At 54.1% G+C, this 13,295-nt stretch carries 13 protein-coding genes and 1 pseudogene; 4 read left to right on the top strand and 10 right to left on the bottom strand.

Going from position 1 to position 13,295, the window contains the following annotated elements; all coding sequences use genetic code 11:
- Positions 1-32: 32 nt before the first annotated feature.
- Positions 33-959, top strand: a complete 927-nt coding sequence (gene mmuM / locus JCM13996_RS06265; protein ID WP_054750483.1) for a homocysteine S-methyltransferase — start codon at positions 33-35, stop codon at positions 957-959.
- A 181-nt stretch (positions 960-1,140) separates the two neighbouring features.
- On the top strand, positions 1,141-1,830 hold the full coding sequence (locus JCM13996_RS06260; protein ID WP_054750482.1) for an aspartate/glutamate racemase family protein: 690 nt from the start codon (positions 1,141-1,143) through the stop codon (positions 1,828-1,830).
- 22 nt (positions 1,831-1,852) lie between these two features.
- Here the strand turns inward: JCM13996_RS06260 and JCM13996_RS06255 are convergent, their stop codons facing one another.
- The gene (locus JCM13996_RS06255) at positions 1,853-2,506 is read right to left on the bottom strand and encodes a LysE/ArgO family amino acid transporter (protein WP_054750481.1); all 654 of its coding nucleotides are present in this window, start codon (positions 2,504-2,506) and stop codon (positions 1,853-1,855) included.
- A gap of 301 nt (positions 2,507-2,807) precedes the next feature.
- Between JCM13996_RS06255 and JCM13996_RS06250 the strand changes: the two genes are divergently transcribed.
- Entirely contained in the window at positions 2,808-3,437 is a 630-nt protein-coding gene (locus JCM13996_RS06250; RefSeq protein WP_054750480.1) for a histidine phosphatase family protein, read from the top strand.
- A gap of 85 nt (positions 3,438-3,522) precedes the next feature.
- Here the strand turns inward: JCM13996_RS06250 and JCM13996_RS06245 are convergent, their stop codons facing one another.
- The 9 genes and pseudogenes from JCM13996_RS06245 to JCM13996_RS06210 form a co-directional block, all read right to left on the bottom strand.
- A complete protein-coding gene (locus JCM13996_RS06245; RefSeq protein WP_054750479.1) occupies positions 3,523-4,566 on the bottom strand; it encodes a dipeptide epimerase in 1,044 nt (347 codons plus the stop codon).
- 198 nt (positions 4,567-4,764) lie between these two features.
- A pseudogene (locus JCM13996_RS06240) lies at positions 4,765-6,601 on the bottom strand (cation:proton antiporter domain-containing protein).
- 193 nt (positions 6,602-6,794) lie between these two features.
- The gene (locus tag JCM13996_RS06235) at positions 6,795-7,916 is read right to left on the bottom strand and encodes an NAD(P)-dependent alcohol dehydrogenase (protein ID WP_054750478.1); all 1,122 of its coding nucleotides are present in this window, start codon (positions 7,914-7,916) and stop codon (positions 6,795-6,797) included.
- A 93-nt stretch (positions 7,917-8,009) separates the two neighbouring features.
- Positions 8,010-8,792: a metal ABC transporter permease gene (locus JCM13996_RS06230; protein WP_054750477.1), complete on the bottom strand. Its 783-nt coding sequence runs from the start codon at positions 8,790-8,792 to the stop codon at positions 8,010-8,012.
- On the bottom strand, positions 8,785-9,225 hold the full coding sequence (locus JCM13996_RS12435; protein WP_263848880.1) for an ATP-binding cassette domain-containing protein: 441 nt from the start codon (positions 9,223-9,225) through the stop codon (positions 8,785-8,787). The genes JCM13996_RS06230 and JCM13996_RS12435 overlap by 8 nt, the downstream gene beginning before the upstream one ends.
- Complete coding sequence (locus JCM13996_RS12430; RefSeq protein ID WP_263848881.1) at positions 9,117-9,359, bottom strand: hypothetical protein; 243 nt, start codon at positions 9,357-9,359, stop codon at positions 9,117-9,119. The genes JCM13996_RS12435 and JCM13996_RS12430 overlap by 109 nt, the downstream gene beginning before the upstream one ends.
- Positions 9,360-9,512: 153 nt before the next feature.
- Entirely contained in the window at positions 9,513-9,968 is a 456-nt protein-coding gene (locus JCM13996_RS06220) for a MarR family winged helix-turn-helix transcriptional regulator (protein WP_054750476.1), read from the bottom strand.
- A 24-nt stretch (positions 9,969-9,992) separates the two neighbouring features.
- A complete protein-coding gene (locus JCM13996_RS06215; protein WP_054750475.1) occupies positions 9,993-10,898 on the bottom strand; it encodes a metal ABC transporter solute-binding protein, Zn/Mn family in 906 nt (301 codons plus the stop codon).
- Between the two features lie 277 nt (positions 10,899-11,175).
- Complete coding sequence (locus tag JCM13996_RS06210; protein WP_054750474.1) at positions 11,176-11,988, bottom strand: metallophosphoesterase family protein; 813 nt, start codon at positions 11,986-11,988, stop codon at positions 11,176-11,178.
- Between the two features lie 344 nt (positions 11,989-12,332).
- Between JCM13996_RS06210 and fba the strand changes: the two genes are divergently transcribed.
- Positions 12,333-13,214 carry a class II fructose-1,6-bisphosphate aldolase gene (gene fba / locus JCM13996_RS06205; RefSeq protein ID WP_054750472.1) on the top strand — a complete coding sequence of 294 codons (882 nt, stop codon included), beginning with the start codon at positions 12,333-12,335 and terminating at the stop codon, positions 13,212-13,214.
- Positions 13,215-13,295 lie beyond the last annotated feature (81 nt).

The following is a 13,295-nucleotide window of genomic DNA, read 5'->3' as shown; positions in this document are numbered from 1 at the left end:
TGTGGGCCGAATATGCAAGCATGGAGGTATTTATGCAGAATCCACTAACCACTTTACTCAATCAACGTCACTACCTGGTCGACGACGGCGCCATGGGCACGGAGCTGGACCGGCGGGGTGTTGATACCAACAATAGTTTGTGGTCCGCGCTAGCGTTGACCACGGATCCAGAGGCAGTCCAGGCGGTACACGCGGATTACTATGCCGCGGGTGCCGACATCGCCACTACTGACACCTACCAGGCCACACCACAAGGCTTTGCCCAGCAGGGTATCGACCACGTGGTCAGTAGCAAGCTCATCACCAAAGCCGTCGCGTTAGCCCAAGCCGCGCGTGATCACGCCACCCGTAGCGATGAGCGTCTCGTCGCCGGTAGTGTGGGCCCTTACGGTGCGTTTCTGGCCGACGGGAGCGAGTACACCGGGAAGTACCAGCTGAGCGACACCCAGTATCATGACTTTCACCTGATGCGGATGCGTGCATTAGCTGCCGCTGGCGTCGACCTCTTTGCCTTTGAGACCCAACCAAACAACGACGAGGTCACCGCGTTGGTCGAGCTACTCAGTCAAGAGTTCCCCGACCTCACCGCTTGGGTCTCCTTCAGTATTAGTGACCCCCACCACCTCGCTGACGGTACACCGTTGGCCCGGGCTGCAGCGGCGCTGAACGATAACCCGCAAATTGAGGCCATTGGGGTCAACTGTACTAGCATGGAAACCATCACCCCAGCGTTGCGGGTACTACGTCACGCCACGGAAAAGCCACTGATTGTCTACCCCAACAACGGCGATACCTACGACCCCAGCTCCAAGAGTTGGGTGACCAACCCACACGCTGCCAGCTTCACGGACCTGGTGCCAGAATGGATCACGGCCGGTGCTGCCATCATCGGTGGTTGTTGCCGTACGACGCCGACCGATATCGGCACCATCCGCGTCGCCATTGACGAAGCGGAATAACAATAACATTAGTCTTTGAATTTAAAAACTAGGTGCAGCCAGTTTGGTGGCTACACCTAGTTTTTTTGGTTGGCAGCACTATGAGCCCCCTAACTGGTCACGGAGAGTGGGCCCCCCACACTAAATTTTGACCACCCGTCAACAATTTAATGCTAGGATAGTGCCAAAGGAAGTGGTCACATTGAAAACAATCGGTTTACTGGGTGGCATGAGTTGGGAAAGTACCGTCACCTACTACCAGCTAATTAATACGTTGGTCAACAAACGCCTTGGCGGGGTCCACTCCGCCAAAATTCTGATTGCCAGCGTCGACTTTGACGAAATCGCCCGGTGCCAGGAACGCAACGAGTGGGATAAGAGTGCGGACATCCTCGGCCGCGCCGCGCACGGTTTGGAGTTAGCCGGGGCCGACTTTATCCTGATTGGCGCCAACACGATGCACAAAGTAGCCACGCAGATTCAGTCCTACATCAAGATCCCGTTGTTACATATCGCCGACGCCACCATTGCGGCTTTGCAACAACAACACATTACGCGGGTGGGACTGCTCGGGACCAAATACACGGTGCAAGAAGACTTTTACAAGCAGCGGATCGCAGCTGCGAGTATCGAGGTGCTCACTCCCAACGCTGCCGGCATTGATGAAGTCAACCGCATTATCTACGAGGAACTCGTGGTGGGTCAGAAGGAGCCGAGCTCTAAGGCCAAGATGCTGGCAACCATTGAACAGTTACAACAAGCCGGCGCCCAGGGACTGATTCTGGGTTGCACCGAACTGGACTTGCTCGTACAGCCAGCGGATACGGAATTACCGCTATTCGACACAACCCGAATCCATGCGGAGGCAGCGGTGGACTGGGCGTTGCGGTAATCACGGTTAGAGCGGCTGCTCGTTACTCGCGCCGAACAAATATTCCCGGGAAATACCTCACACCACCATCAGTACCGCGTGTCCAACCAGCGTCACGCCATAGACCATCACAATAGCGCCTGAAATAATGTTGATCCACAACAGGAACCGCCGTGGTAGTCGGTTCTTGAGTATGCCGATAATTAGGGTGACACCAAAAAAACCACAGCGCTGTGCTACTTAAAATGCCCAATAAGAACGGCAGCACCTGACTATTGCTGAGCGTACTGCGCATCGCCCCGAATGACACGCTGGTATCAATGATGGCTTGGGGGTTGGCAAAGGCCACCACCCAGGCGCCCGTAAACGCCTCCTTGAGCGGCATGGCGGTATCACCACCACCCAACGTGGTAGCGTTGGCGCTCCGTAAGATTCCCCAACCCATCCAAATTACCACTACGCCGCCGACCAGCAAAATCACTAACTTGAGCCATTGGTAATGGGTAATAATCGTGCCCACGCCCAAAAAGGCCACCACCGTTAACGTGGTATCCGCTACCCACACAAAAGCGGCGATCAACAAGGCCCGCCGGAGTCGGTTGCTCATGGCACTATTGAAGACAAAGAGGTTTTGCATCCCGATGGAACTAACTAGGGCAATGCTAATCAGCATCCCGCGCAAATAAACTGCTAACATGTTGGCCTCCTCACGCTACTATCCACAAAGAAAAAGGCACTCACCACACAATCTTCCAGCGCCATGCGCCGTGCCTACGATCGTGAAGTGAGTGCCTAAGCCAGTTGCCCGACGACAAACTGACCCAATAGCAATTTAACTTAACTAAGATTTTACCCGTGGTAATTGTGGCCGTCAAGTCGCCATCTTTGCCTGGTGTCCATACTGTTAAACACGCCACCGATAACTATGCCTGCTAACAATGGTCACTAATTTATGCCATAATGTGGCCGGACATAAATTGCACAGATGGAGGCTTGCTATGACCACCTTTTATTTTATTCGGCACGGTCAGACCACCGCAAACGCACTTGGCCTGAAGCAAGGCATCATCAATGACGCGCAAACCCACCTTAACACCGCGGGCCAGCAGGAAATACAGCGCTTGCACCAACAATTTGACATCAGCTTTGCCGACCGTATCGTCATCAGTCCGCTTGACCGGGCACGGGAAACCGCCAGCATTCTCAACGAAGATGCGCGCCTGCCCCTAACCACCGATCAGCGGGTCAACGAGATCTCATACGGCTCGTGGGACGGGCAACCTAACGCACAGTTGGAGGCCGAACACCCTTCCGTGTTTGACCCCGTTTTGCACGACGTGTTACCCGACTATGTCCAGTTAGCCAGTGACGGCGAGCAGTTCAGCCATGTACGCCAGCGCGTGGACGCGTTCATGCACGATGCCGCCGACCAGTACCCGGACGACAACATCATCGTGGTGTCACACGGATTCACCATTAAAGCGGCGGCGGTGGTCGCCACCAGTACGCAGGACATGATGAGCATCCCCGAGCCCGATAACTCCAGCGTCACAAAAATCACCCTGAGTGACGAAACCATGCGTTATTACCTGTGGTACTACAACCGTTTTAATACCACCGTATACTAGGAGCACATAAAAACACGCCCAACGCGTTCACGTTAGGCGTGTTTTTTTATACCCAGCGGTGCTTAATCGGATACCGTGAGTGGCGTCAGGTAACTACCATCAACCGCGTACCCTGCGTCTGGACGTTAGCCTCAGGCGCAATCATGTACGCCGCATCAAGGTCAACATACTGCACGTTGCGATGAGCAGACGCAAAGGCCACCGCCGCCGCCAAACTGATGGGGGCTTCAATCATACAGCCGACCATACAATCGATACCGTAGTCGGCGCACAGCTCAGCAATCTTGGTTGCCTGCGATAAGCCGCCCGTCTTCATTAACTTAATGTTGATCAGATCGCACGCATGCATCCGGATCAACCGTAGTGCATCACGGTAGGTGTGCACGGACTCGTCGGCCATCACGGGTAACGCCACGTTGGCCGTCACCCGTGCCAACCCATCCAGATCGTCGGCACGAACGGGCTGCTCAACAAACTGGATGTTCAAGTTGAGGTCGGCAAAACGGTTGATGGCGCTGATGGCCTGTTTCGGCGTCCACCCCTGGTTAGCGTCAAGCCGCAGTGGCGTGAGACCACCAACGGCATTGGCGATGGCCCGCACCCGTTCTACGTCGGTATCCAGGTCACCCGCACCAACTTTGATTTTAAAAGCCGCAAAGCCCTTATCCGCTAGTGCGCGGGCCATCGCCACCATGTGTTCAGTATCCGCAATACCAATTGTGTAGTCGGTCTGGATCGTCACGCCGGTGCCACCCAATAACTGCACCAATGAGGTGTCAAACTGCTGCGAGCGGAGATGATACAACGCAATTTCTACGGCCGCTTTAGCCGCAGCGTTGTGCTGAATGCTACTTTGTACCGTTGCCAATAAGTTCTCCCAATCATCAATGTCCGCACCAATAATGGCCGGTGTAATCCCCTCGCGCACAGCAGACTGCATCGTGCCCATCGTGTCGCCGGTCACCACGGCGTTCGGACTGGCCGCGCCAATTCCGGTGAGGCCATTATCCAACTGAATGCGTACCACCATTGCTTCCAGCTGTGTCACGGCGTGCTGCGACGTGGTAAATGGTTCTGCTAACGGTAACCGCTGGGAATCAACCGTAATACTCTCAATTTTATTACCCATAATGTAAGCCCCTTCACGTGTGTTTACCCTCAATGTACCATGACCGACAGGTAAAGTGAACGGAAAATGTGCTACTTGCACAGACAAACGGTCACGGCGCGCCACACCCTGCCCTGCAGAGAATAAAAAGCACTCACATCACCATGTCTCGGTGACGTGAATGCCAACTAAAAATTTGTTTCACGTGAAACACTGTATTTAGTTACGCGCCCCCAACTGCTGGCGGAGCGTCCGTGCGGCGTCTTTGCTCCCCGTAAAAATTAGGTGGTCGTTTGGCTCAATTAGCGTATCACCATGCGGCGCCACAAAGTGCCCGTTACGGTAGATTCGACTCACGGTAATGGCCCCAATGTCGGGCAAACTTTGCAACGTTTTGCCAGTATACCGGTGGTTGTGCACTTCAACTTCGTACAGGCCAGCTTCGGTATCCGTCAATAGTTTCAGCGTAGACGGTGATTCGATCATCCCGCGCAGCAAACTGGCGTTAACCGTAAAGGTGTTGAATAGCTCCACACCGTCAGCGGCCAGCTCCTCAAGGTGGTCATCACCCGCTTCACGCGTTTCAAAGCGCGCGACCACGCGGGCAACTTTGTGCTCGACGGCCATCCGGGCAATACGGTAGTTGCGGTCCGCGTCAAAGTAGCCGAGTACCAAGATGTCAGTATCAAACACCCCCGCCTGGGTGAGCGCATCATCGTCCAAAGCAGCTAGTAGCTTGACGTTCACCTGGCTGTTGTAAGTCCGGTAATTCTTTTCGGAATCAGTCACCATGGTAATGTCGTACATGCCTTTGGCCAACTGTTGCGCCACAGGAACCGTCAGAATGTTAGCCCCCAGAAAGGTGACGCGCGTCCGTTCCTCATCCTCTGGTTGCGGCCGGTACAACTTGTTAAACACAATGGGCGCAATCACACAGCTCAGAACGGCCGCCAGGGTGAAGGCCCCTGACTGGTCAGACGTAATCGCGTTCAGGTTCCGCGCGATGGTCAATGTAGGAATGACCAGCGTAATCGTCGTGGACGTCAGAACGGCCCCCGCCGCGGAATTCCGCGCGTTAAAGCGTTGGTGGAAGATAAAAAAAAGGTATAAGTTTGGCCAGTGCAAAACAAACAAAGAAGACCGGAATCAACATTAATGCCTGTGGGTTCCCCATCATGGTGCGCAGGTTGAGTTTAGCACCCGTCATAATGAAGAAGATGGGAATGAAAAAGCCGTAACCAATGGACGTGAGCTTATCCCGCGTCACCTCGCTGGGCCGCAAGAGTTTCATGACGATGCCAGCTAGGAACGCGCCGAGGATGTTTTCAGCACCCACGTTTTCGGCGATGGTGACCAGCACGAAGATGAGGAAGAACGCCAGCCGAATGTCGAGCTGAGTTGTGGATTTGTCGATGCGGGCAAAGAACTGGTACACGGCTTTAAACCGGCGCAGCAGGATAATGGCGGCCAGAAAAATCAGTAGTACCAACCAAATCCGGGCAGCATGGCCCCCGTTAATGGTGGAGTATACGGTCAGTGCCAGCAACGGGATGATTTCGCCAAGCGCTGCGGTCAGCAGGATGGTCTGCCCTAGTGGCTTACTGAGTAATTCCTGTTCAGTTAGCGCAGCGATCACGACCCCAAGCGCAATGGTCGAAAACAGGATGGTAGCCAGCATGACGTCACTAAACAGGCCCAACATTTTCAGCACCACCGCCAGCACTAACGCGGTGATGACAACGCCCACAAAGGCACTACCCGCGAGAAAGACGGGCGAACGCGGCACCGTACCGTCGCGGTTAGCCCGCGGCTTTTGGACAAACAGTTCAAAGTTGATTTCCATCCCCGACAGGAAGATCAGAACGATCACCCCAAGGCTGGATAAGAAGGTCAGGTCGGTCGTGGTGGTCACGAACCGCAGACCGGTTTTACCCAACAGAATACCGACCACGATTTCGGCCACGGCGGTAGGAATCCCGTTGATTTTAAACCGGGCCATGAACAGCGGGATCATTAGCGCCGCGATCATGACGATTAACATTGAAAGTTGTGGCATAAGATACATCCCTTCACGTAATGTCTTAATTGTCATCAAGTATAACGCACCCTACCGCTGGATTTCATAACAAAATCGGTGGTGGTGACCCCAACCCTGCACCGCGCCAGCTCTGGCTTGCCGCCACCAACTGACAGCCAACCAGAAAAGGCGTGACCCATACAGGTCACGCCTTACTCGTTACGTTGTTAAATTACTTGCCCGGTACATAGTCGGGGTCGATGACCAAAACTGGCTTGATCGTCTTACCACTGCGTGAGTCCGCGTTGGCTTCGTTGATCTGATCGAACGGGTAGAACTTCTCGGTCTTGTCAAAGTCGAACATGCCCATCTGGTAGAACTTGATCAACCGGGGCACGTCGATCTGCGGAATCGAGTCACCCATGTTAACGCCGACAATCTTCCGGTCAGACGTGCACAGGTCGTTCCACGTATCCACGTCGATGTGGTGTGCCGTAACGGCAATAGTTGCGGTCGTACCACCCTGAGCCAAAGCCTGGATGGAACTTTCCATGACCGCCGTAACCCCCGTCGTGTCCACAGCCCAGTCAACACCGTAACCACCAGTCAAGTCGCGAATGGCCTTAACCGGGTCGGTCTCCTTACTGTTGATGGTGTCAGTGGCGCCGAGCTCCTTAGCCAGAGCAAGACGACTGTCGACAATGTCAACGGCAATGACTTTAGTGCAGCCAGAAATCCGGCCCGCCATCATTGCGGCCAGACCAACGGCACCAGTACCAAAGACGGCGATGGTGTCACCCGGATGTGGCTGCAACGTGTTCAGCACGGTGCCGGAACCAGTGACATAACCACAGCCCAAAGGACCGAGGGCCCGCAAATCCAACTCCTTGGGCACCTTCACGGCGTTACGTTCACGCACAACCGTAGTGGTGGTGAAGGAACTCTGGTCAAACATGTCCGCGACGTGCTTACCGTCAATGGTGAAGTGCGACGACCCATCTGGACGCACACCTGAGAGGTTATTGTGCGCGTAGTTCAAGCACTGCGTTGGAATCCCACGCAGGCAGTTAGCACACTGTCCACAAGCGTAGAAGCTCAGGACAACGTGGTCGCCCGGCTTAAACTGGGTGACTTCTGGACCAACTTTTTCCACGATCCCAGAACCTTCATGCCCCAGCACGATTGGATAGTCGATAGTCGCATCGCCAACCCGCAACGCTTCGTCGGAGTGGCAGATCCCGGTCGCAACCATGTGGATCTGCAAATCATCCGGCCCCATCGGACAGAGTTCGACGTCGTCGCGGATTTTAAAGTCCGCGCCCTGATGGTCCACAACTGCAGCAGTGATTTTCATAAAGAAAAACCCCCTCAATTAAAATAATTGCTTACAGGGGTCATCATGGCACTGTTAAGGCGAGAATGCAAAGGCTTACAGAAAATTCGCGTACTACCGGGCACTTGTCGACACAAAGTAGATGGCCGACTCGATCATCGCGATGAAGAAGCTGACCGGCACGTTGGTCCAATATGACAAGGCCAACGCCCCCCAGACCCCAATGAGTGCGAACAAAATTGCTAACCCGATCATCTGGGAGACGCGCCGACCCCAACGCATGGCCGCGCTAGCAGGTAACGTCATCAGGATGAAAATCAGTAGGGAGCCCACGACCTGGGCGGACACCGCCACGGTCGTCGCCATCAAGACAAGAAAGACAACGTCCACAGCTTTGACGTGGGGCAACGAATCCACCGCCGTCGCGTGGTCAAACGCCACGTGCCGTAGCGGCCGGTACAGCAACACGCCTACCAGCAGAACGGCCAACGTCAGTACGATTACATGCACGATGTTCTGATGGCTAATACTAAAGATCGACCCAAACAGAATGCTGGTAGCTGAGCTGGCATTCTTTTGCGATAGTGCAAGGAACGCGATCCCGAGCCCGATCGCCACCGAACTGACCGCCGATACCGTTGACTCGCTGCGCCGTTCATCACCCACGTCCAGTTGGCCAATGCTGGCTGACGATACCAGGGTAAAACCAAGCATCCCCAGTAGTGGCGACCACCCCATGAACAGGGCAAAGGAAGCCCCGGCAAAACCAATTTCACTGAGCACGTGTGCCAGGAAGGACATTCTGCGGGCCACCACAAACACACCGATAAAGCCGCTCACGATGGCAATCAACGTCCCTACCACGTAGGCATTTTGCATAAACGGATAGTTAAACATGGTCGCGTCCCCCTTCCTCAAGTTTGCTAGTATCCAGCGCGTCAATCGGCCCGAACTCGGCCCCATCCGGGCTGAGCAGCAAGTAGTTATCCGAGTACCGTTCCACGATGTCGAGGTCATGGCTCACCATGATGACACTCAAGTCGTGGTGGTCTCGATAATGTTTCACAACATCCATCAACGCAAACTTAGCCACATTATCCATGTTAGCCGTTGCCTCATCGAGAATCAGGACGTCAGGATCCTGGATCATGGCCTGGGCGAGAAAAGCCCGTTGCTTTTCCCCACCAGACGCGCGGTCGATCCGCTCGTTGGCGATTGCCGTTAGGTTAGCCTCCTCCAAAACGTGAGCGAGGTGCTCCTTTTCACTCCGCCGCAACCATGGTAGCAGACCACGGTCATAGCTGAGGCCCACAAAGTCGGCGATGTGCAACGGAAACGCCCCAATATCGTCATGGTACTGGGTACGTAACCAATGCGCAGGTCCTGTGTGTGGTCATGGATAATTTGGCCCTCCGTGACCGTCCGTTGACCCATAATGGTCCGAATGAGTGTGGTCTTCCCCACGCCGTTATCACCAACTAGGGCCAGAATCTGACTACTATCAAGGTGGAAGTTTACGTGGCGGTATAACCACCGCTTATTGTCGGTAAACTGAATGCCGACGTCTTTGCCAGTAAGAATACGCACTTAAATACCTTCTATCTTCATTAACTTCGGTTACACATCGAGGCAAACGCTCAGTTCCTGGATAAACCGCCCAATGACGGCCTGTTCCGCCGCGGAAAAGTCATCAAGGACGGCCATGTACGCCTTGAGGGTGTCCTGATGGTTACGCGCGTGTGCGGCGGCCAGTTGCTGGCCAAAGTCGGTCAGGGACCATTGCTTACTACGTGCGTCGTCCGGATCCCTGGTGAGTGTCACCACCGCCGGCACCAACTTTTGCAGTCCCCGCATGGCTTTGGTCACGCCCGCCGCCGAAATATCCAGTTCTTTGGCTAACGTCGAGTTAGTCTGCGGTCCCTGCAACAACATCATCAACGCATGCCCCTGGGTGCCGGTGACCTGCCCGGTGCTGTCACCCAACAACACTTCCTGCTGGTTCTCGGGGACGACCCGCCGCACCTCGTTGAGTAATTTAGCTAACTGTTCCGCATACACCTTAGTGTCTGCCATGATTTGCCTCCGTCTTGCTTTCTACTATTGTTGCAGCGCTTTGAGTACCGCCCGCAACTCCTTGGTTTGCCACTGAATATACGTTTCACCAGCCGGCTTAGTCTCGGTAATGTTGACCACCGGTACCCCGTGCTGACGAGCGTAGGCGACGGCGGACTTCACCAGCCGTCCACTGTTCTGGGGGTTGTTGATGACAAAGGCCACCGTGTGGTTTTGGACATCGGTCTGCCACTGCCGAATTTCCGTGGCCGTGGGGTCATTTTCCGCATCGACAGCTTCCGCAAAGGCGTGAGCGTCATTCTGCGCCCCCAGCGCTGTTAGCATGTTGTCGTAGACGGGTTCGGTTGCCAGGTAGCGTTTGCCCGCTAATTGCTGACGGGCTCGGCGTTCCAACCGCCGCAAGCCTTTGAACTTGGCTAGGTACCGCTGGGCGTTAGTCGTGTATTGTCGCTTATGCTGGGGGTCAATTTTGATCAACTGTCGCTCGACCGCCAACACCACTTTGCGTGCCGTTGACGGCTTGTACCACAGGTGTTCGTTGCCCCCCGTCTTGTAGCCGGTCAGCTGCGCCACGGTAATGGCCTTGGCCCCGCTATTTTGCTGGGCGAACTGACTACTCCACTTATCGTAGCCACCACCATTGGAAATAATGATGTCCGCGGCCGCGTATTCCTTGGCCACATCCGAAGTGGGTTCGTAGTCATGGGGATCCACCTTGGTATTTTGAATGACCGAACTGACGCTGGCGTACTTGCCCGCCACGCCCTGCGCCATCTCACCATAAAAATCCAGGCTCGCCACGATGTGAATACTCTTTTGCGTCGTACCCTGTTGCTGCTGGGCTAAACCGCGGTTAATAATGAACCCCGTCACGGCAATAATCAAAACGAGCGGCACAATGACCGTCCACCAGGTATGTTTCTGCTGCATACGTCAATCTCCCTCAACCAGTACGAATTGGGTACCAAAATTTTAATTAACCGGTTAATTAACCAGTTAAATATAATCGAGCCGTGGTTGGCTGTCAACACTTACTAACCAAAAGATAGTATTTTGCGCAAAAAATTAACCAACGGTAGCACCGACTAAAATCTGGGTGAGAATAGTAAAGGAGCAACCACCGATCAATCACCCTGATTGCCGTAGTTACTCCTTTGCTTTTAGTGCCTATTCTGACTGTCGTTTGTGCTCAACGGAAAGTAATTCGTCACGTCTGCTGTGTAACCAAATTGCTCGTTAAACCGGCGTAACGTCGCCTCATCGTGGGTACTAGCCAAACCCGTCCGCCGCAATTTAACGTACAGGTCATAGTACGGTAGGGCCGGGCCCGCGCCAACGCCAGCTCGGCATCCACATCGTAGTCGACGTGCCGCAAATCGATGTCGGTCAGCCCTTGGTTGCCCACCGTCAACAACATGTAGCGCGCCCGTTGATCGCGGCGTAACGGGGCGTATGGCGAGTAGGGTTGCCCAACGGCACCCGGATTAAGCACCAGCTGGCCAGCATCCCCATACCGTACCAACTGGGTATGAATGTGCCCGTATACCGCCACGTCCGTCTGGCCATCAGCAAAGAGGGCCTTAAAATTACTCTGTTCAGCGCGCGGATACAGCGTGTGCCCGTAATTAATATCGGGCAGGTTGTGCTGAATGCCAAAGTGCAGGCCCCCTAACATCCGCGTCATACATAGTGGCCACCTGCCTAAAGCCTGCAGATCTGCGGCTGGCATGCGCTCCAGCAGGTAGCGAACGTTCCGCGCGACAAAGATGTCCATCGGCCGTCGCGGGTGGTAACTCCCCCGCATAATGGCTGCGGCAAAGTCGTCCCAATTACCCCGCACGCGGATGGTGGGGTGCACCGCGTTAATAAGCGTCCACACGTCTTCGGCACCAGGGCCCGGCATGTAAATATCGCCGAGGCACCAATACTCGTCCACCCCCGCTTGCTGCGCATCGGCCAGGACGGCCCGTAACGCGGTCACGTTACCATGAATATCCGAAATAATGGCCACTTTGGTCATCACCGTCACCCCTATTACCATGTAAGTATATAGGGCTAGTATACCCCGGAATGCCTGACATTCCCTCCATCAAGCACCATTCGCTTCATAGCAGTCAGTAAGCTGTAGCGCGTTGTAACTTGTTACACTTGCACACGTAAAACTGTAAGTTCTTGTTGGGTTAGCTATGAAAGCGATGTCACGCAAAATTAAAACCAATTATCGTTGACCAGCATGTCACCTTGCTCGCTTGTGATGCCGAGATACAGCCAACGCGCGTGTAAACGGGTACGACAATCCTTGCAAACTATGTTAGAATGAACGAGTAAAAAAAATTTGTTTTCAGTTTTTAGGAGGACTTTATAATGCCATTTGTTAACGGCACAGAACTGTTTGCTGCGGCTCGTAAGGGTCACTATGCTATCGGTGCTTTCAACACCAACAACCTTGAATGGACTCGTGCCATCCTTAAGGGTGCTCAGGAATTGAACGTTCCCGTACTTATCCAGACTTCCATGGGTGCTGCTAAGTACATGGGTGGTTACAAGCTTTGCAAGGCTTTGATCGAACTCGAAGCCGAAGCAATGAACATCACCGTTCCAGTTGTTATTCACCTGGACCACGGTAACTACGAAGCTGCTAAGGAAGCTATTGCTGCCGGCTACAACTCCGTTATGTTCGACGGCCACGACCTGCCATTCGAAGAAAACTTGGCTAAGACTAAGGAAATCGTTGCTTTGGCACACGCCAAGGGCATTTCCGTTGAAGCCGAAGTTGGTTCTATCGGTGGTGAAGAAGACGGTGTCATCGGTGAAGGTGAATTAGCCTCTGTTGAAGAAGCTAAGACTATCGCCGACACTGGCGTTGACTACCTGGCTGCTGGTATTGGTAACATCCACGGCCAGTACCCAGACAACTGGAAGGGTCTGCACTTCGACCGTCTCCAGGAAATCGCTGATGCTGTTGCTCAGCCACTGGTTCTGCACGGTGGTTCCGGTATTCCTCAGGAACAGGTTGAAAAGGCCATCTCCATGGGTATCGCCAAGCTGAACATCAACACTGAATGCCAGATGGCGTTCGCCAAGGCTACGCGTGAATACATCGAAGCCGGCAAGGACCAGCAGGGCAAGGGTTACGACCCTCGTAAGTTGCTGGCTCCTGGTACTCAGGCCATCACGGATACCTTCAAGGAAATCTGTGGCTGGATGGGCACTAAGTCCGTTAAGTTGGTTCCTGAAGAAGTTTAATGACTTCCTCACGTTAGCTATTAAAAAAGTCCGTCAACATTTGTTGGCGGGCTTTTTTTTACGCAGGCCCTTAGTGCTTTA

This window comes from Lacticaseibacillus thailandensis DSM 22698 = JCM 13996, from assembly GCF_001312865.1.
In the GTDB taxonomy this organism is placed as follows: Bacteria; Bacillota; Bacilli; order Lactobacillales; family Lactobacillaceae; genus Lacticaseibacillus; species Lacticaseibacillus thailandensis.
The sequence above is the reverse complement of the archived record's forward strand: the minus strand, read 5'-3'. Positions and strand labels throughout refer to the sequence as shown.

What these genes read in the sequence shown, in the direction of transcription:
- mmuM (WP_054750483.1), top strand. Translation starts at nt 33, where the DNA reads ATGCAGAATCCACTAACCACTTTACTCAATCAACGTCACTACCTGGTC.
- JCM13996_RS06255 (WP_054750481.1), bottom strand. Translation starts at nt 2,506, where the DNA reads ATGTTAGCAGTTTATTTGCGCGGGATGCTGATTAGCATTGCCCTAGTT.
- JCM13996_RS06250 (WP_054750480.1), top strand. Translation starts at nt 2,808, where the DNA reads ATGACCACCTTTTATTTTATTCGGCACGGTCAGACCACCGCAAACGCA.
- JCM13996_RS06245 (WP_054750479.1), bottom strand. Translation starts at nt 4,566, where the DNA reads ATGGGTAATAAAATTGAGAGTATTACGGTTGATTCCCAGCGGTTACCG.
- JCM13996_RS06235 (WP_054750478.1), bottom strand. Translation starts at nt 7,916, where the DNA reads ATGAAAATCACTGCTGCAGTTGTGGACCATCAGGGCGCGGACTTTAAA.
- JCM13996_RS06230 (WP_054750477.1), bottom strand. Translation starts at nt 8,792, where the DNA reads ATGTTTAACTATCCGTTTATGCAAAATGCCTACGTGGTAGGGACGTTG.
- JCM13996_RS06220 (WP_054750476.1), bottom strand. Translation starts at nt 9,968, where the DNA reads ATGGCAGACACTAAGGTGTATGCGGAACAGTTAGCTAAATTACTCAAC.
- JCM13996_RS06215 (WP_054750475.1), bottom strand. Translation starts at nt 10,898, where the DNA reads ATGCAGCAGAAACATACCTGGTGGACGGTCATTGTGCCGCTCGTTTTG.
- JCM13996_RS06210 (WP_054750474.1), bottom strand. Translation starts at nt 11,988, where the DNA reads ATGACCAAAGTGGCCATTATTTCGGATATTCATGGTAACGTGACCGCG.
- fba (WP_054750472.1), top strand. Translation starts at nt 12,333, where the DNA reads ATGCCATTTGTTAACGGCACAGAACTGTTTGCTGCGGCTCGTAAGGGT.